At 67.8% G+C, this 18460-nt stretch carries 11 protein-coding genes and 2 pseudogenes; 5 read left to right on the top strand and 8 right to left on the bottom strand.

The window, feature by feature from the left end:
• Nucleotides 1–31 precede the first annotated feature (31 nt).
• The 3 genes from ACYVMZ_RS30170 to ACYVMZ_RS30160 form a co-directional block, all read right to left on the bottom strand.
• Nucleotides 32–1453, bottom strand: a complete 1422-nt coding sequence (locus ACYVMZ_RS30170) for a non-reducing end alpha-L-arabinofuranosidase family hydrolase (protein ID WP_461085227.1) — start codon at nt 1451–1453, stop codon at nt 32–34.
• 156 nt (nt 1454–1609) lie between these two features.
• Nucleotides 1610–3916, bottom strand: a complete 2307-nt coding sequence (locus ACYVMZ_RS30165) for a beta-L-arabinofuranosidase domain-containing protein (RefSeq protein ID WP_461085225.1) — start codon at nt 3914–3916, stop codon at nt 1610–1612.
• A gap of 243 nt (nt 3917–4159) precedes the next feature.
• A complete protein-coding gene (locus ACYVMZ_RS30160; RefSeq protein WP_461085222.1) occupies nt 4160–4504 on the bottom strand; it encodes a hypothetical protein in 345 nt (114 codons plus the stop codon).
• Between the two features lie 465 nt (nt 4505–4969).
• On the opposite strand from ACYVMZ_RS30160, the gene ACYVMZ_RS30155 reads away from it, so the two are divergent.
• Entirely contained in the window at nt 4970–6328 is a 1359-nt protein-coding gene (locus ACYVMZ_RS30155; RefSeq protein ID WP_461085220.1) for a glycoside hydrolase family 43 protein, read from the top strand.
• Between the two features lie 60 nt (nt 6329–6388).
• Here the strand turns inward: ACYVMZ_RS30155 and ACYVMZ_RS30150 are convergent, their stop codons facing one another.
• The 3 genes from ACYVMZ_RS30150 to ACYVMZ_RS30140 all read right to left on the bottom strand — a co-directional run bounded on the left by ACYVMZ_RS30150 (nt 6389) and on the right by ACYVMZ_RS30140 (nt 10982).
• Entirely contained in the window at nt 6389–7495 is a 1107-nt protein-coding gene (locus ACYVMZ_RS30150) for a ricin-type beta-trefoil lectin domain protein (protein WP_461085218.1), read from the bottom strand.
• A 654-nt stretch (nt 7496–8149) separates the two neighbouring features.
• Nucleotides 8150–9451 (bottom strand): RICIN domain-containing protein, encoded by a 1302-nt coding sequence (locus ACYVMZ_RS30145; RefSeq protein ID WP_461085326.1) that lies wholly within the window; start codon nt 9449–9451, stop codon nt 8150–8152.
• Nucleotides 9452–9551: 100 nt separating this feature from the next.
• Complete coding sequence (locus tag ACYVMZ_RS30140) at nt 9552–10982, bottom strand: endo-1,4-beta-xylanase (protein WP_461085216.1); 1431 nt, start codon at nt 10980–10982, stop codon at nt 9552–9554.
• Nucleotides 10983–12096: 1114 nt separating this feature from the next.
• Between ACYVMZ_RS30140 and ACYVMZ_RS30135 the strand changes: the two are divergent.
• Nucleotides 12097–12434: pseudogene (locus ACYVMZ_RS30135) on the top strand (xylosidase); the annotation flags it as partial.
• Nucleotides 12435–12633: 199 nt separating this feature from the next.
• Nucleotides 12634–14052 (top strand): non-reducing end alpha-L-arabinofuranosidase family hydrolase, encoded by a 1419-nt coding sequence (locus ACYVMZ_RS30130; protein ID WP_461085214.1) that lies wholly within the window; start codon nt 12634–12636, stop codon nt 14050–14052.
• A gap of 286 nt (nt 14053–14338) precedes the next feature.
• Here the strand turns inward: ACYVMZ_RS30130 and ACYVMZ_RS30125 are convergent, their stop codons facing one another.
• Nucleotides 14339–14509 (bottom strand): hydrophobic protein, encoded by a 171-nt coding sequence (locus tag ACYVMZ_RS30125; RefSeq protein WP_461085212.1) that lies wholly within the window; start codon nt 14507–14509, stop codon nt 14339–14341.
• Between the two features lie 297 nt (nt 14510–14806).
• Here ACYVMZ_RS30125 and ACYVMZ_RS30120 point away from each other — a divergent pair.
• Together ACYVMZ_RS30120 and ACYVMZ_RS30115 are read left to right on the top strand one after the other, a co-directional pair.
• Nucleotides 14807–15094: pseudogene (locus ACYVMZ_RS30120) on the top strand (hypothetical protein); the annotation flags it as partial.
• A 131-nt stretch (nt 15095–15225) separates the two neighbouring features.
• Nucleotides 15226–16068 (top strand): RNA polymerase sigma factor SigF, encoded by an 843-nt coding sequence (locus tag ACYVMZ_RS30115; protein WP_461085210.1) that lies wholly within the window; start codon nt 15226–15228, stop codon nt 16066–16068.
• 337 nt (nt 16069–16405) lie between these two features.
• Here ACYVMZ_RS30115 and ACYVMZ_RS30110 read toward each other — a convergent pair whose 3' ends face one another.
• Nucleotides 16406–18046 carry an NAD-dependent malic enzyme gene (locus ACYVMZ_RS30110; protein ID WP_461085208.1) on the bottom strand — a complete coding sequence of 547 codons (1641 nt, stop codon included), beginning with the start codon at nt 18044–18046 and terminating at the stop codon, nt 16406–16408.
• Nucleotides 18047–18460 lie beyond the last annotated feature (414 nt).

Genomic DNA, 18460 nt, shown 5'->3' with positions numbered 1-18460 from the left:
GGTCACGATCTGGTGATCATGTGCGCGCAGGTCAGCGCTGCAGGGTGAGCAGGCCCGGTCGGTACGGCAGCTTCAGGTAGTCGGTGCCGTTCGACTTGGGGTCCCTGCCCTGGTAGAGGAACTGCAGGTTGCAGGGGTCGATGGTCATGGTCTGGTCGGGGTTGGTGCGGACCAGGTCACCGTGGCTGATGTCGTCGGTCCAGGTGGCACCGCTGTTGGCCTTGCCCGCGAAGGGGTTGCTCTCGGTGGCGGCCTGCGGGGTCCACGGACCGTTCAGGCTGGAGGCCGTGAACGAGCGGAAGAAGCGCTGCTCAGTCGCCCCTCGAGCCTCAACGATCATGAGGTACTGGTTCTGGCCTTGGACCTTGTAGACCTCCGGCGCCTCGAACAGGTTCTTCTCCGTGTCGCTCATGACCGTCTCGTACGACGAGCCGAAGCTGCTCGGGAAGTTCCCGATCGGCATGGTCGACTTGAAGATGCCGCCCTTGTCGTTGGCGAAGAACAGGTACATGTTCTGGTCGTCGGCGATCACGGTGGGGTCGATCGGGCCGCCTGTGGGGAGGCTGCCGGTGAACAGCTCCTGCGGCGCGGACCAGCCGTTGGGGTTGGTGGGGTCGCTGGACGTGCGGTAGGTGAAGGGCCAGGCGGTGCCCCACCCGTTCGAGACCAGCACCCATATCTTCTTGGGCGCGAAGTAGAAGAGCTTGGGCGCCACCGCGGACCCGCTGATCCTGGTCTGGCCGGCCGAGGCCATGTCCGACCAGTTCGTGAAGGGCCGGAACGTCATCGCGCCCCACGATGATCCGTCAGAGGTGGTCGCGTAGACCAGGTGCTGGCCGTTGTAGGTAACGGTGGTGAAGTCCTTGAGCGCCACCGAGCCGTTCGCCGGCTGCGCCAGCGGACCGGTCGACGTCCACCGGTATGTCGACGGAAGAGGACACGAGTTGGGCGTCCCGGACAGGCCGGCCCACTTCTGGTTGCTGCCGCCGTTGCAGTTCCAGAGCTGCACCGCCGTGCCGTTGGCCGTGGCGCCGCCGCTGACGTCCAGGCACAGCCCGGACTCCACGGCGACGATCGTGCCGTCGGAGTTCACCCGCCACTGCTGGTTCGTACCACCGTTGCAGGACCAGATCACCGGCCGGGTACCGGCCGCGGTGGTGTGGCCCGGAACATCCAGGCACTTGCTGCCGTACACGGTCAGCTGGTTGTTGTCCGTCAGCGTCCACTGCTGGTTGGTCCCGCCGTGGCAGTCCCAGATCTGCAGGTTCGTGCCGTCGGTCTGGGCGGCGCCCGGTACATCGAGACACCGGTTGGAACCGACACCGCGCACGGCGCCGGTGGTGGCCGCCTGAGCCGGACCGGCGACGAGCGTCGCGGCCGACGCGACCAGGGCCGCGAGCACGACGGACAGATGTCTGCGGCTGAAACGTAGTCTGCGCAATGCGGGCCTCATTCGTTGAGTGAGCGTTTCCGGTTCGGCCCCGTCAGAGGCTGTTCGGAGTGTCGATGTGCTGCGCCTCGACCTCTGTTGTTCTCGATATCGAACGAAGGTCGGAAGGCCGAGCGCGGTGGAGGATGGAGACCGACCAGGATGTGCTTCCTCGGCGGCTTAGTTCCTCACGATGCGCCACCGGTTGTCGGCGGTGCCGTCGTCCGAGTCCTGGACCGCGAACGCGCCGACGGCGGTGGAGTTGTCCGCGATGGCGAGCAACTTGCCGCTGTTCTCGTTGCGGATCTTGTAGGTCCCGTCCCCCTGGTCGAGCAGCGTCCATCTGTGGTCGGCGGTGCCGTTGTCCGCCCACTGCAGGACGGTCGCGTCGTCCGCCGTGGACATGCCCTGAACGCCGAGCACCTTGCCGCTGTGGGCGTTGCGGAAGCGGAACGCGGTTCCATCGGCGATCATGTACCAGTCGTGGTCGGCGGTGCCGTTGTCCGACCACTGCAGGGCGCGGCCGCCGTCGGCCGTGGACATGTTCTGGATGCCCAGCAGGAGACCGCTGGCCACGTTGACGAGACGGACGCTGCCGCTGGCGTTCCAGTAGACGGTGTAGTTGTGGCCGTGCGCGTCGTGGAACGGGCCCAGGTTGACGGTGGAGCCGTTGGCGGTGGCGGTGAAGGCGAGCGAACTGCTGCTGGTCCGTGTGATCGAGGACGTGTTCAGCGTCGGGAGGGAGCTGAGCGAGGAGTCACCGTAGTTGCCGGACAGGACCACCGGGCCGTAGGTGATCGCGGAGACGTTCCTGTTGTCGTTGGCCGCTCGCATGACGATCCGCATGGGCAGGCGGACGGTGACCGTGTCGCCGGAGGCCCACGAGCGGCTCAGGGTGGCGTAGCTGCCGGGGTTGGTGGCGATGTTCTGCGTGACGCCGTTGACGCTGATGGTGGCCCCGGTGGTCCAGCTCGGGATGCGGATGCGCATGGCCCAGGTTCCGCTGACGTTGCCGGTGACCTGCAAGGTCGTGGTGTCGCTGACGGGGTACGACGTGGTCTGGGTGACCGTGATCCCGCGCTCCGACCAGTTGAGCACCGAGGGCACGAACAGGTTCACGATCAGCGTGTTGTCACTGCGGAAGTAGATGGAGTCCATCAGCCTGGTGTGCATCTCCAGGCCCGTGCCCTGGCAGCACCAGAAGGTGCCGTAGTCGGTGCTCCAGGTGCCGCCGCCCCAGGCCGGGCCCACACCGCGTCGGCCTCCCGGGTTGAGCGGGGTGAAGTAGGTGACGTGGCCGTGGTTGTCGGCCGGGTTCTGCTGGCCGATCATCTGGTTGAGCCACGCCCGCTCATAGTAGTCGAACAGCGCGACCCGGTTCGGATCGAGCGCGAACAGCTCCCGGGTGAGGAGGAGCATGTTGAAGGTGTTGCAGCTTTCGCACGTGTCCTTGTTCAGGTAGCCGGCGATGGCGTTCGGGGCGCGGAAATGCTCCGCCTGGCTGTTGCCGCCGATGGCGTAGGTGTGCGCGTTGACGGTGAAGTTCCAGGCGTTGGTGGCGATGTCCCGGTACCGGGTCGTGCCGGTGGCCTTGTACTCCCGGGCGGCCCCGATCCACTTGGGCACCTGGGTGTTGGCGTGCAGTCCGTTGAGCTGGTCCTGGCCCGAGGCCAGGGGGCCGAACACGGCGGCGTGGTCGAACCGCTGGGCGACGGTGAGCCACCGCGCGTCGCCTGTCTGCTGGTAGAGGTCGGTCAGCACAGTGTTCATGCCGCCGAACTCGGTCTGCAGCATGGCCTGCATTTGCTGGCCGCTCAGCCTGCCGGTGCGCCAGTCGACCCATCCGGCCAGGGCGAGCAGCACGTCACGGGCCTGTGTGCTGCCGATGTGGCGCCATACGTCCAGCAGGCCGGCGAGGGTCTTGTGGATGGTGTAGTACGGCACGTTGCCGTTGCTCAGGGTCCGCTGCTCCAGCGCGGTGAAGTCGGACTCGGGGTAGCCGGAGAGGTACCCGGCGTTGAAACCGGCGGCGCCGTTGTTGGCCTGGCACTTGGCCAGCTCCGCGACCATGTAAGTGGCCTTGTCCCGGCAGACGGTGTCCCCGGTCACGGCGTACAGCTGTGCCCAGGCCGTGAGGAAGTGCCCTTGGACGTGGGTGCGGAAGGGGAAGTTCGGTGCGTCCCAGCCGCCGGTGGCGGCGGCGCCGTTGGTGGAGAGCCGGTGGTTGGCGCGGAAGTTGTACAGCAGCCGGTCGACATCGACGAAACGCAGATAGTTCTGCGTTCGGTTCTGGTTGTCCAGCCACCGGCTTGCGGTGAGCCGGACCTGGCCGAGTTCGAAGGGGTGCGCCAAGACCCCTATGTCGGCCCTTGCGGGAGGAACGGCCGCCTGCGCGGGAGATGCGCCCATGAAGGAGCCCGTGGCAGATGCGGCGACCGTGGCCCCGGCTGCTTGCAGCAGGCGCCGTCTGCTGACGAAGGAAGACATCTTGCACCTTTCGGTGACGAGAGAGCGATTGCTTGGTCGTTGACACCCGGCGAGACTTCCGCCTCCACCCCTCACGGTCCCTAGTGCTGTGACCGGAAAGGTTCACCGGCTCGCGACGCCCGGCACGGCACCTCGCCGCGTTGTCGCATCACCCGAGTACATCCAGTACGCGGGCGATGCTCCGCCTTGCGATGCACCGCACCGGACGCCGCGCGCTTCCGGCAAACCTTTCCGGTCACAGCACTAGCCGGTGACGCGATGGAAGATCCCGATCCGGGTGACATCGCCGACCGCGCCGCCGAGCGTGCGGCAGTTGACCAGGTCCTTCGAGTGCAGGACGGCCATGCCGGGCGAGTACCCGAACCTGCTGGGGATGCCGTAGCAGTCGGAGTCGGCCCGGATGCGGTCCCAGTCGCTGAAGCCCCCCGGGAGGATGGGATCGACGTAGGCGCCGTCGCCTTGGTCGCCCCACGTGCCGGCCGGAGGTACGGCTGCCGCCGTCCTGCTCGGGGGCAGCAGGCCCGGCAGCACGAGCGCTCCGGCGCCGACCGCGGCGAGCCGGCCGAGCTGTCGTCCGGTGATGTCCAAGACCCGTCCTTTTTCAGAAGTCATTGCGTGGACGGGCGGTTTTCCCAGCGAAACACCGCCTGGATCTCAAGGGCGTCGAAGTCCGGTGTCCAGGCGGTGGGGTAGGGGAAGGGCTAGCGCCTGGAAAGCGCGCGGTTGGGGGCATGGGGGGTGGGTTCCTTCCGGAGACGGGACCGCTCTCGCACCGCGAATGGCCGATATTCCGAACGTGGGTCGAATTGCCGGACGGGGTTGGCGCCGAACGTAAAGGGTTTCCCGTACGGAAGTCAACGAGTGTGACAGTGCGGCTTCTTCGGTATCCGGGCGGCGCGAAATGCGCCGAACGGTACTCGTCGGAAACATTGACGGAACCACGGCCCAAACCTATCTTCTGCTCGAAGTTCCGCACGCTGTTCGTTATTTCGAACAGTCGCATCCCTCGTCACGGCGATCGGCCCAGCGGACTGGCCGAGCCCGGAGGAAGAGTTGAACAGAACCGTAAGAAAGCTGCTCGCTCTGCTGGGCCCGCTGCTGCTGGTCCTGCTGAGCGGCGCCGTCTTTGAGGGCACCGCCTCCGCCGCCGCCCCGCCGGCCGGGCAGGCCACGCGGTACACGATGACCGCGTTCACCAACAGCAGTGAGTCGAACCTATATGTGTACGACTCGCCGGACGCCACCGGATTCACCCTGCAGAAAGGCCCCGCCTACACCCCGCCGTCCGCGCTGATCCGGGACCCCAGCATCTTCAAGCACACCGACGGCTACTACTACCTCACTTACACCACCAACTGGACGGGGAACACGATCGGTTTCGCCCGGAGCACCGACCGGGTGAACTGGACGTTCCTGTACAACTACACGATCCCGATCAGCGGGCTGACCCGCACCTGGGCACCTGAGTGGTTCATCGACACCGACGGCAGCGTCAACGTCATCGTGTCCCTGACGGCGGCGAGCACCGCCACCCACTTCACCGCCTACAAGATCACGGCGACCAATACAGCGCTGACCACCTGGTCCGCGCCCACCCAGCTGTCCGGTATCGGCCCGAACTACATCGACACCTTCATCGTCAAGGTCGGCTCCACCTACCACGCGTTCACCAAGAACGAGACGACGAAGTACATCGAGTACGCCACCGCCTCCAGCCTCACCGGCCCCTACAGCCTGCGTAGGACGGGCGACTGGGCCGGCTTCGGCGACTGGGTCGAGGGTCCGGCCCTGGTCCAGCTCGACAACGGCGGCTGGCGCATCTACTACGACGGCTACCGTGCCGGGAAGTACTGGTACAGCGACAGCTACGACGACTTCGCCACCTGGTCCGCGCCCACCGAGGTGCCCGGGCTGTCCGGCTTCATCCGCCACGCCACCGTGCTGAAGGAGACAGTCCCCGGCGGTGTCACCCTGCCCACCAACGCCACCAGGTCGCTGCGGTCGGTCAACTACCCCGACCGGTACGCCGTGGAACGCCCCGACAGTCTCGGCTACATCGACCCGGTGAGCACCTCCAGCAGCACTGCCGTCAAGCAGAGCGCCACCTTCACCGTCGTACCCGGCCTCGCCGACGCCAACTGCTACTCCTTCCGCGACTCCTCCGGCCGCTATCTCCGCCACTGGGACTTCCGGGTCCGCTTCGACAGCAGCAATGGGACCGACACCTTCAAGAAGGACGCCACCTACTGCGCCCGCCCGGGCAGCGCCTCCGGCTCCGTCCGCCTGGAGTCGTACAACTACCCCGGCCGCTACATCCGCCACTACAACTACGCGCTGCGCGTGGACCCCTACCAGAACACCGACACGTTCCGCGCCGACAGCTCCTTCACGGTGGTCAGCCCCTGGGCCTGACCTGTCCGCGATGTTCTCCCGGGATGTGAGCCTGACAGGCCCAGATCCCGGGCTCGGGGTTCATCCGGCGCTCAGGGTGGTCCACTTCTGGTTGGAGCCGCCGTTGCAGTCCCACAGCACCAGCTGTGTGCCGTTGGCCGTGGAGGAGCCCGGAACATCGAGGCACCGGCCGGAGGCGGGGTTGCGGTAACCGCCGTTGTAAGGCTGCCAGACCTGGTTGGCACCGCCGTGGCAGGCCCAGAGCTGTACCTTGGTGCCGTTGGCGGTGGCCCCGCCGGCGGCGTCGAGGCACTTGCCCAGGGAGCGCAGGGTGCCGTCGGTGTAGGCGGACCAGTACTGGTTGGCACCCTCGCCGCAGCTCCACGTCTGGACGGCGGTCCCGTCGGCGGTGCCGGCACCGTTGACGTCCATGCACTTGCCGGCGATGCCGGACTGCACGCGGGCGGGCGCGGGGGCGGGGTTCTTCAGCCACCCGGCGCTGTCCGCGGACCGGACACCACGGTGGAAGGCGTCGGCCATCTTCTGGTAGCCCGCGTCGTTGGGATGCAGGGTGTCGATCAGGTCGGCCGGGGTCAGGCTGCTCATGTCGACGTAGGCGACGCGCTTGCCCGCGGACTGTGCGTCCCGCACGATCTGGGGGATCGCCTGGTTGTAGGCGGCTCGGTACTGCTCCTCGGAGCCGCTGGTGGACACGACCAGGGAGGCCACGAGGACGGTTGCGTCGGGAGCTGCAGCGGTGATCTGGTTGACCAGCGATTTCAGCCGGTCGGTGGCGGTGGAGACCTGGTAGCTCTCGTTGAGGTCGTTGGTGCCGATATGCAGCGTCACGACGTTGGGCCGGTAGCGCGTCAGCGAGGCGTCGGTGAGGGCGGCGATCTGGTGGATCTTGTACCCGGAGTGGCCTTCGTTGTCGGGGTCGGACATCGAACCGCCCCGCACCGTGCCCACGAAGTCCAGCGGATGTCCGTCCGCCGCAAGCTTGTCCCACAACGGCTTCCGGTAACCGTTGCCGTTGCTGCTTCCCACACCCCAGGTTATGGAGTCGCCCAACGGCATGACCCGCAACGGCGTGTTCGAGGCGGCGGCGGCCGGGGCGGCCCCCGCGGTCGTCACCCCGAACGTGGCGGCTACCAGGGTGATCAGGGGAAGGATCCAGGATCTTCTCATGCAGACGTCCTCTTCTGCGACTGGGCGCTGAATCAGCGGGGGTGATCGCCGTTCGTGTCAGCAGCTCGGCCGCAACGCCTTCCCTTCGGCGCCTGCGGCCGCCTGACCTACTGGCAGAACGGTCGGGTGGGGGAAACGCATACCGAGCGGGTCGGCCTGAACACGCCGCACAAGCGCACCCGTATAGATACCACGATCCCGGCTGGGACATCCCATGAATCGTCCCGCCTCTGGACCCTCGGCGTCGGCGAGGGGCCGTACCGCGGGGCGCAGGCGGCCCATGCAACTGCACCGCCGGCTCTCGCGTCCTGGTCCACCACAGCATCGCTGAGGAGATGCTGGACCGGTTAGCCGATCAACGTAGGGGCGTACGCCCCGGGGCGTGTGTCGATGGCATTCCGCTCCCTGCCCGACAGGCGGGCCATCATGCAACTCTCCCTGGTAAACGGCCAGTTCAACCAGGAGATGCATGATGGCCCTGTACCGGCATGACTTACGTCGGCGGACCCGCGGCCGTGGCGGCCTGCGAGGCCGTGAACCGGGCGGGTGAGCCCTCCCTCCGCGAAGGCGTGTGCTTCGAACCCTTCCGTCCGGGCTGGACGTCGCCGGAGTGGAGCCAGGATCATCCTGGCTCCACTCCGTGGTGCGGGCGGGTCACTGGAACTGTGCGAAGAACCTCCAGATCTCTGCCTTGGTCCAGGTGGTGACGCCGCTTTCGTTGGGGGACCCGTCGACCGGACCGGGTATGTGGCCTCCGTCGAACGCGGCCCACTGGACCGGGTACCCGGCACGGCAGCCCGAGTAGGTGGTGGTGATGTGCGTTCGGCTGCCCGGCGCCGGCTCGCGCGGGCTCTGGGGGGTGCAGCCGTTGTTGCTGACGAATTTGTCGCGCAGGGACCGTCCTTGCCCGATGTTGAGGACGTTGTCGCTGATGCCGTGGATTCCGAAGTAGGCGATGGGCTGGGTGCCGCCGCTGCACCCGCTGATCTGAGCACCGGAGATGACCGCGACGGCCCTGAAGACGTTCGCCCGGCTGCATGCGAGTGCGTAGCTCATACCGCCGCCCCAGCTGAATCCCGTGGCGAAACGCTGTGCCGGGTTGACACAGAGGCCGGCCTCGATGCGCCGGATCATGTCGTCGACGAAGGTGACGTCCTCACCGCCCGCATTGGCCCAGCCGTTGCCGAGGCCCTGGGGGGCGACGAGGATCGCGCTGTTGTTCGACTGTTCTTGTTGGCCGTAGTAGGACCAGGCGCTCCCGCTCGTGCCGCCCGAGGCGACGTCATTGGCGGTTCCGCCCCGCCAGTGGAACGCGAAGATCAACCGGTAGGGGCGGCTGTTGTCGTAGTTGGCGGGAACCCTGAGGATGAAGCTGCGGGTCTTGCCGCCGCTCTGAATCGTGTGCGTACCGCTCGTCAGAGTCGGAGCGCTGCCGCATCCGCCGCCGCCACCGGACGACAGCTTGATCATCTGCCATTGCTGGTTGGCGCCGCCCCAGTCGGTGTACTGGACGACGTTGCCGCCGTCGGCGGTGGAGGAGCCCTGCACCTCCACCGCCTTGCCGCTGGTGCGGTTGATCAGCCGGACGTGGCCCGCGTCGGAGTCGGCCAGGCGGAACTGCTGGTTGGCCCCGTTGTGGTCGGCCCACTGCTGGATCGCGGCACCGTCCGCGGTCGAAGCGCCGGACACGTCGAGAACCTTGCCCGAATGCCGGGCCTTGAGGCGGTAGAAGCCGTCGCCGGAGGCCACGAACTGCCACTGCTGGTTGGCGCCGTCGTTGCGCGTCCACTGGCTGATCCGCGTGCCGTCGGTGGTGGACGCGCCGGCCACGTCCAGCGCCTTGCCGCTGTTGCGATTGACCAGGACGTACCAGGCATTGGTGTCCACCGTCGCCGCCTCGGCGGGCGCCGGATTCACCGCGGCGAGCATGCCGATCGCGAGGGCCGCCGCCACCACGGCGGCGACCCGGGACCACCAGCGTCGTCTTGGTGGAGGGGCGGGAGAAACCGCACCGTAGGTCTTCATCGATTCACCCCTTCGTCTGTGGCAGGTCCCCTCAGGTGCGGGTCCAGCGTTGGTTGCTGCCGTTCGAGCAGGAGTAGAGCTGGATCAGGGTGCCGTTGGCGGTGCCGCCCGCGACGGCGTCGAGGCAGAGGCCGGACTGGACGCCGACGATGGATCCGTCGGAGTTGAGGCGCCACTTCTGGTTGTCGCCGCCCCAGCAGCTGTAGATCTGGACTCTGGCGCCGTTGCCGGTGCCGCCGGCGTCCAGGCACTTGTTGCCGTAGACCCTGAGCTCACCGGCGGCGGTGTACGTCCACTGCTGGTTGGTGCCGTTGTGGCAGTCCCACAGGTGGAGCTGGGTGCCGTCGGCGGTGCTGGCACTGGGTACGTCCAGGCAGCGGCCCGACCCGACGCCCTTGATCTGTCCGGAACCGGGCGGGGGCGTGGAGGTGCCGCCGTTGAGTGCGTTGAGGACGGCGTTGTAGGCGGGCTTCTTGCTGCCGTCGCCGTTGAACAGCAGCGGCGTGTGCTGCGGTCGCCACGAGTCGGTGTCGCGCACGCCCCAGACGGTGATGCCGAGGCAGCGCGGGACGGCCAGGCAGTCGTTGGTCACGGCGGCGTAGGTCGAGGCCGGGGCGCCCTGGATGTCGAGTTCGGTGATGGCCACGTCGACGCCGAGGGCGGCGAAGCTCTGCAGGGTGGTGCGGAAGTTGCTGTTGTAGGGGCTGTCGTTGTTGAAGTGCGCCTGGAAGCCGACGCAGTCGATCGGTACGCCGCGCTGCTTGAAGTCCCGGACCATGGCGTACATGGCCTGGGTCTTGGCCCAGGTCCAGTTCTCGACGTTGTAGTCGTTGTAGCAGAGCTTGGCGGCCGGGTCGGCGGCGCGCGCGGTGCGGAAGGCGACCTCGATCCAGTCGTTGCCGGTGCGCTGCAGGTTGGAGTCGCGGCGGGCTCCCGAACTGCCGTCGGCGAAGGCCTCGTTCACGACGTCCCACTGGACGATCTTGCCCTTGTAGTGGGCCATCACGCCCCTGATGTGGTCGATCATCGCCTGGCGCAGCGCGCTGCCGCTGAGGGCCTGCATCCAGCCGGGCTGCTGGGAGTGCCAGGCAAGGGTGTGACCGCGCACCTGCTTGCCGTTCTGCACCGCCCAGTTGTAGACGCGGTCAGCGGCGGTGAAGTTGAACTGGCCGCGCTGCGGTTCGGTGGCGTCGATCTTCATCTCGTTCTCGGCCGTCACCGAGTTGAACTCACGGCTCGCGATCGTCGTGTACGCCGGGTCGCCCAGCCTGCCCGAGGCGATGGCGGTGCCGAAGTAGCGGCCGCTCTGCGCCGCCGCGGCGCCGAGCGTGCTCTCGGCGGCGTGTGCGGTCGGCGGCGCGCCCAGTGCGGCGACCACACCGAGGACGCCGACGACCAGCGCCAACAGCAGGCTGCGGATCTTTTGGCGGATAGCCGGTCTGGGAAGGGCATATGAGCCCATGACTGTGCCTCCAAGGTAGACATCACGGAAGGACTGAAGCGCAGGGGAATGCGTCGCCCGGCTCCCATTCGGCAGACGGACGGGGCGGGCCGGAACCGGGCAGCACGGAATCACCGGACACCGCGGTCATGGGACCGGGACGATCTCAACCGGCACGGACGGCACCCGGTCGGCCGTCGGGTGACGTACGGCGGGCGGCGGCGGTGCTTCGACACAGGCATGGGGGCACTCCATCGCGGCTCAGCCGGGGGACCACCGCGCGGCGTTGCGTACCTCTCCAACTGCGCGAGAGCCAGGATGCGCTGGTGCGAACCTCACCGGAACGTGACGGGGTGGCGCAGGTGCTTTGGTGCGTTGCGCGATCTGTCGTGCAGCTGTGCGTGGGATCTGCCGTGCAGCACGCATGTGCTCAGGGCCAATATGGTTCGACATCTCGAACTGTGGCCGCTTCTCAAGCAGGGATGATTGAGGTATTGACGATGGGTCGTCAATACTCCCCGCAGAAAAAGTTTCCGTTCCTCGTCCGAAACATTCGGAATCCCGATGAGTCGGACGGCACGCGGGGCCTGCTCGCTGGTCTGAAGGGTCGTCAGATGCAGACAGGTGTGTGCGTGGGTGAGCCCAGTCGCGGTCGTCCGCCGAGATCTCCGGGCGCCCGGGGACTCCTTCCTCGAGGCCTGGAGTGAGGTCGGAATTCCTGACGCCGTTCCGGAGGGCGGTGTCACGGACGCTGGAGACCCGGGGGTCGGGTGCCCGCGCCGTCCGCGAGATCACTCCGCTCCGGCGCCAAGTGGTGGCGGGGTGCAGCCATTGATGGTGTGACGTGCGTCGCTTCGTGCCCAGCTCGACGAAACATTTCGGCATTAGTGGCGACTCTTGCGAGATCTATTGACGCCGTTCACCGGTTCCCTATCATTCAGGTTGCCCGACATTCCGACGCCTGTTCGGTGTCGCGAACGCTGGGGTTGCTCCATCGCACAGCAGGGCATCTCCGGGGTGCACCCCCGAACGCCGAGCGCAAGGAGCCGCGTCGCGTGCATGTGTCATGGTCTCGTCAATCCTTCCCGCGCCGCCACACGCCGGTGACCCCACCGGCTTCGCTGCCGAGAACACCGGGCAGTACATCCCGAAGTCGTCGGGCGGCCCCTTCGGTCCGTACACGAGGCGGCAGGTGCTCCTCGACCTGCGCGGGCCTGTCCCCGACGGAGGCGTCCCGCACCAGGGCGGCCTGGTCAAGACGCGCAACGGCGCCTGGTACTACCGCGTATTCGTCGACACCTGCCCCGGCGGCCGGGTGCCCGCGTGGCCCCGGTCGCATGGACCTGGGAGGGGTGGCACGTCGTCCAATCGGTGAACGGAGCATGGGGCACCTCCCGTCCCAGCCCGGCCATGCCGCCGCCCCGCCAGGTCACCCCCATGACCGGCGTCGACACGTTCGACGGCACGACCCTCGCACGTCTCCACCCCGGGCGCCCATGCCGTCCGAAGGCGCCGGACGTCACCGGTCTTTCGGGAGGTGGCGAAGAACCGGGATGTCACAAGCGGTCTGCCGTGGTGTTCGCAGGCCGCCGCACACCGCACTGCACCGACAGTCCGGACAACCTCTGACGAGGCCGACCGGAACCGCCTACTCAAGGGTGAGGAAGTCCCCATGCCCAGAGCAAGTTTCAGCCGCAGGCATCCGTCTGCGGTGCTCGCCGCCGCGGTTGCGGTCCTGGCCGCGTTGGCGGCGATGCTCGTCGCCACCCCGGCTCAGGCGGCTACCAGCGGCGCCTTGCGCGGTGTTGGTTCGAACCGGTGTCTCGATGTGCCGGGCGCCAGCCAGACCGACGGCACGTATCTGCAGATCTGGGACTGCTGGGGCGGGACCAACCAGCACTGGACGTTGACCGACAGCAATCAGCTGACCGTGTACGGCAATAAGTGCCTGGATGTTCCGGGTCACGCCACCGCGGCCGGTACCCGGGTGCAGATCTGGACGTGTTCCGGTGGTGCGAACCAGCAGTGGCGGGTCAACTCCGACGGCACGGTCGTCGGCGTGGAGTCCGGGCTGTGCCTGGAGGTTGCGGGCGCCGGTACGGCCAACGGCACAGCGGTGCAGATCGGGAGGTGCAACGGCGGCAGCAACCAGAAGTGGACCGGCCTGTCCGCGCCGCCGGGCGGCACGTGTTCTCTTCCGTCGACGTACCGGTGGACATCGACGGGTGCGCTGGCGCAGCCGGCGAACGGGTGGGCCTCCCTGAAGGACTTCACCACTGTGACGCACAACGGCAAGCACCTGGTCTACGCGTCGAACTTCTCGGGATCGGCGTACGGCTCGATGATGTTCAGTCCCTTCACGAACTGGTCGGACATGGCGTCGGCCGGTCAGACCGGCATGAACCAGGCCGCGGTGGCCCCCACACTGTTCTACTTCGCACCCAAGAACATCTGGGTGCTGGCCTACCAGTGGGGTGCCTGGCCCTTCATCTACCGCACGTCGAGCGACCCCACCAACCCCAACGGCTGGTCCGCGCCGCAGCCGCTGTTCACCGGGAGCATCTCCGGGTCCGACACCGGCCCGATCGACCAGACACTGATCGCCGACGGCCAGAACATGTACCTGTTCTTCGCCGGTGACAACGGCAAGATCTACCGCGCTAGCATGCCGATCGGGAGCTTCCCGGGCAACTTCGGCTCGTCGTACACGACGATCATGAGCGACACGAAGGCCAACCTCTTCGAGGGCGTACAGGTCTACAAGGTTCAGGGCCAGAACCAGTACCTCATGATCGTCGAGGCGATGGGCGCGAACGGGCGCTACTTCCGCTCCTTCACGGCCTCCAGCCTGAACGGCTCGTGGACCCCGCAGGCCGCCAGCGAGAGCAACCCCTTCGCGGGCAAGGCCAACAGCGGTGCCACCTGGACCAACGACATCAGCCACGGTGACCTGGTCCGCAACAACCCCGACCAGACCATGACCATCGACCCCTGCAACCTGCAGTTCCTCTACCAGGGCAAGTCCCCCACCGCGGGCGGCGACTACAACCGACTGCCGTGGCGGCCGGGTGTCCTCACCCTGCAACGCTGACCTTTCCGATTTCACGGTGATCGTGATGTGGTGCGGTCTGCGGGCGCGTGGGCGAGCGGTTCACGGCGTGGTCGACTGCACCCGCTGACCGGCACTCGCCGCCTCGAGGAACCCCAGCCGTGCGGCGGCCGGGGTTCCTGACCTGGCCTTGTCCGTGATTCGCACAGGCCGACATCTTTCCCATGACCTCGCACGTGGAGTGCGTGGCGATTCTGGAGCGTACGCGTAGGGCCCGGCCGTCACCGACGGCCGGGCCCTACGAAGGGGTTGCGCCTGCGGGGTCAGGTCACCATCGGTACCAGCGGCCGCGTCCACCGCCGGCAGTGGTGGAGCGCATGACGAAGCCGAGCAGCCACAGCACCAGAACGGCGAGGGCCACCCACCACAGAAGCTTGACGGCGAAGCCGGCGCCGAAAAGGATCACAGCCAGCAGCAGAACAAGAAGCAGGGGAACCATAGATGTTTACCTCCTGGCCTTCGTCTGCCCTTCCACTTCACCTTCACTCCCCACCGGTGCCTTGTTTGTGAAGGGAAAGCCGGGGCACGTGCGGGCTACCGCGACAGCGGTACCAAGCTTTGCGGAGGCGTGTTCCATGACTGCTGGCGAGAAGGCCGAGGGTAAGGCCGAGGAAGCCCTGTGAAGTGCCGTCGCAACGAGCCGCATGGCCGCTGAGGGGCGGGCGAAAAAGAGCACGGGCGACGCCCGGGCGGCCGGGGAAAAGGCCAAGGACGCCTTCCAGCACTGACGTCTTACGTGTACCAGCCCGGCTACGAGTTCCTCGGTCCCTCCATGGCGCCCCGCGCGGTGCCAAAGACACCACCGCGGGTGCGCATCGGCGGCCGTATGGGAAATACACCGGGTACTTCGGCCGCAGGACCGAGGACGGCGATTTCGACGCGGCTGAGTTCGCCGACAAGGCCGCGCACGATCATGTCAGGTGGGTCTCCCTGAAACTCTCGCAGAGAGCCATGCCCGGTATCGGCGGTGTGGACGGTCGTCTCTCCGCCGTACCACCGGGTGTTTTCCACCCCGCGTGCACTCGGCCTTGCCTGCTCCGGACTCGTCGCTCCGGGCGCCACGGTCGAGGCATGCATGCCGTCTCGCGGGGTAGGCGCCCGCATGCCGGTCGATGGGTCGGCATGGACGAGGCGATCGAGTGGGAGGGGCGCAGCATGTCGACGACGACCGTGCCGGCTGTTGAGCGGACCGTGGATGTTCCGGAGATAGCGGATCCGTCCAAGGTGGCGCCGAAGGACGCGCGGGAGCTGTCGAAGGTGTTCTTCGATCAGCTCTCGGTGCTGGAGGAGGGGACGCCCGAGTACCAGTACGCCCGCAACACGCTTATTGAGATGAACATGTCCCTGGTCCGCTACGCCGCCGGCCGCTTCCGCAGCCGCGGACCGGAGGAGATGGAGGACATCGTCCAGGTCGGCATGATCGGCCTGATCAAGGCCATCGACCGGTTCGAGCTGTCCCGCGAGGTCGAGTTCACCTCCTTCGCCGTGCCGTACATCGTGGGGGAGATCAAGCGTTTCTTCCGTGACACCTCCTGGGCCGTGCATGTGCCGCGACGGCTGCAGGAAGCCCGCGTCCAACTGGCCCGCGCCAACGAGGAACTGCGCACCCGGCTGGGCCGGACACCGACCACCAAGGAACTGTCCGAGCTGATGAGCCTGCCCGAGGAGGAGGTCGTGGAGGCCCAACTGGCCTCCAACGGCTACACCTCGGCCTCCCTGGACGCGGCGATCAGCGGCAGCGAGGACGGCGAGGCCGCGCTCGCGGACTTCATCGGCGACGAGGACGCCGCCCTCGGTCTGGTCGAGGACTACCACGCCCTCGCGCCCATGATCGCCGAACTCGACGATCGCGACCGCAAGATCATCCACTGGCGCTTCGTCGAGGAACTGACCCAAAAGGAGATCGGCGAACGTCTGGGTGTCTCCCAGATGCAGATCTCCCGCCTGATCACCCGCCTGCTGACCCGCCTGCGGGAAGGAATGCTCAGCACTCAGTGAGTGCATGTCCGGCTCAGCCGGCATCGGCCGGCAGGACATGCAGACCTGATCCGCATCATCCTTCTCCCCGGCCACCACACTGGCCAGCGTGCCTGTCAGCTGATCGGCAGCACCCTGTCCCTGACCGTCCCTCCGGGCCGCCGAAATCGACGCGGCTGGGAAGTGCGCGGAGGCGCGGTACATGGCGGGCCGGCTGCCCCGGACGCGGGGGGTGGTGCGGCCGGGGTGACGGTGAACTCGCCGACGTCGCCGCCGCGGGCGCAGGTGCGTCCGCGGGCGAGGCGTCCGTTCGCGGAGCGGGCACGGCAAGACGGGGGACGCTTGATGCGGCCTCAGGTCATCGTTCGTACTGCGGGGTCCACTGGGCCCGTGCGACCGCCGCCCGCAGTTCCTCCTCGGTCGCATGCGGTGCGACGCCGTCTTCGACGGCCGCCACCGCCGCGGCCACGGCGATTTCCCGGGCAGCGTCGCGCATGTCCCGCAGCGGTGGCAGCAGCGGCGCGGGGCCGGCGTCGTCCGTCGCGGATCGTGCGGCGCACCGGCCCACGGCTCGGGCGGCGGCGACCATCATCCGGTCGGTGACCCTGGTCGCCCGGGCGGCTTTCACCGCCAGGCCGATGGCCGGGAAGACGTACACGTTGTTCGCCTGCGCCACCGGCACCTCGCGGCCGTCGATCCTCAGGGGCGGGAACGGCGAGCCGGTGGCGACCAGAACCCTGCCGTCCGTCCAGCGGGCGAGGTCGGCGGGGTCGGCCTCGGCGTGCGAGGTGGGGTTGGACAGCGGGAAGATCACCGGCCGCTCGCACACGGACGCCATCTGCCGGACGATCTCCTCGGTGAAGGCGTCCTTCGCGGTCGACAGGCCGATCAGCACGGTCGGCTCCACCCGGCGGACCACCTCGGCAAGGCCGTACGACTCCTGCTCGTCACCGCGGGCGTAGACGCGCTGCTCCGCGCTGAGCCCGTCGCGCGAGGCCACCAGCAGCCCGTCGACGTCCACGAACCAGAAGCGTGAGCGGGCCTCGTCCTGCGACAGGCCCTCGTCCGTCATCGCCGTACGGATCATGTCGGCCACCCCGACCGCCGCGGAGCCCGCACCGAGGACCACGATCCGCTGGTCGGTCAGGCGGGTGCCCGCGACCGTGGTCGCCGTGGTCAGCGCCCCGAGAACGACGGCGGCCGTGCCCTGGATGTCGTCATTGAAGGTCAGCAGCCGATCCTGGTAACGGGTGAGGATCGGGCGGGCGTGGGCGGTCGCGAAGTCCTCCCACTGCAGGAGCGCGCCGGGCAGTTCAGCTTCAACCGCCGACACCAGCGACTCCACCAGCTCGTCGTACGCGGCGCCCGTGACGCGGTGCTCCCGGCGGCCCAGGTAGTGCGGGTCGGCCAACAGCTCCTCGTTGTCGGTCCCGGCGTCCAGCAGGATCGGCAGCGTACGGGCCGGGTGGATGCCGCCGATGGCGGTGTAGAGGCTGAGCTTGCCGATCGGGATGCCCATGCCGCCGACACCCTGGTCACCCAGTCCCAGGACGCGCTGACCGTCGGTGACGACGATGACGTCCACGTCCGGGTGCGGGCGGTTGCGCAGGATCTCCCGGAAGCGGTGCCGGTCCTCATAGGACAGGAACAATCCGCGCGGACGGCGGTAGATCTCACTGAAGCGCCGGCATGCCTCGCCGACGGTCGGCGTGTAGACGACGGGCAGCATCTCCTCCAGGTGCCCGGTGACCAAGCGGTGGAAGAGGATCTCGTTGGTGTCCTGCAGCTGGCGCAGATAGATGTGCCGGTTCAGCGGCTTGTCGTAGCCGAGGAACGCCTCGTACGCGCGGTCGGCCTGTTCGTCGAGCGTTTCCACGGCGGGCGGAAGCAGCCCGTCGAGACCGTACTCGGCCCGCTCCTCGGGGCTGAAGGCGGTGCCCTTGTTGCGCAGGGGATCTGCGAGCAGGGTCGTGCCGCGGGGGGATTCGTTCGCTGTCATGGTGGTTCGTCTTCCCGGGATACCTGCGTACGGACGTAAAACCGCCGGCAAGGAACGGTCATCACTTCGTCGAGCCGATTCAGGGAAGTGCCGCGGTCACCAACGCGCAAAACCCGACGCACCTCCACCGACCTCCAGCACTGCACCACCCAGCGGGCCACTTCATGGCCGAGGAGGCTCCGGAGGACATCGTCACCCTGATCCTCGACCTGGTGAAGCGATGATCGCCCCGGAAGGGCCGGTACCGGCCGAACTCACCGGAGGCCCTGACGCGCTCCCTGTGGTGGAGCCGTGGCGACCCCGTCCGACACCACGCACGAGGGTGGAAGGACTGACCGCCTCCGCGCTCCGCGTCCCACGGCACCGCGACCACCGGCGGTGCTCACCGAGGCCCCTGCCGGGCGGGTGCCGTGG

The organism is Streptomyces deserti (assembly GCF_054782695.1).
Note: the sequence above shows the minus strand (reverse complement) of the source record. Positions and strands in the feature narration are given on the sequence as shown.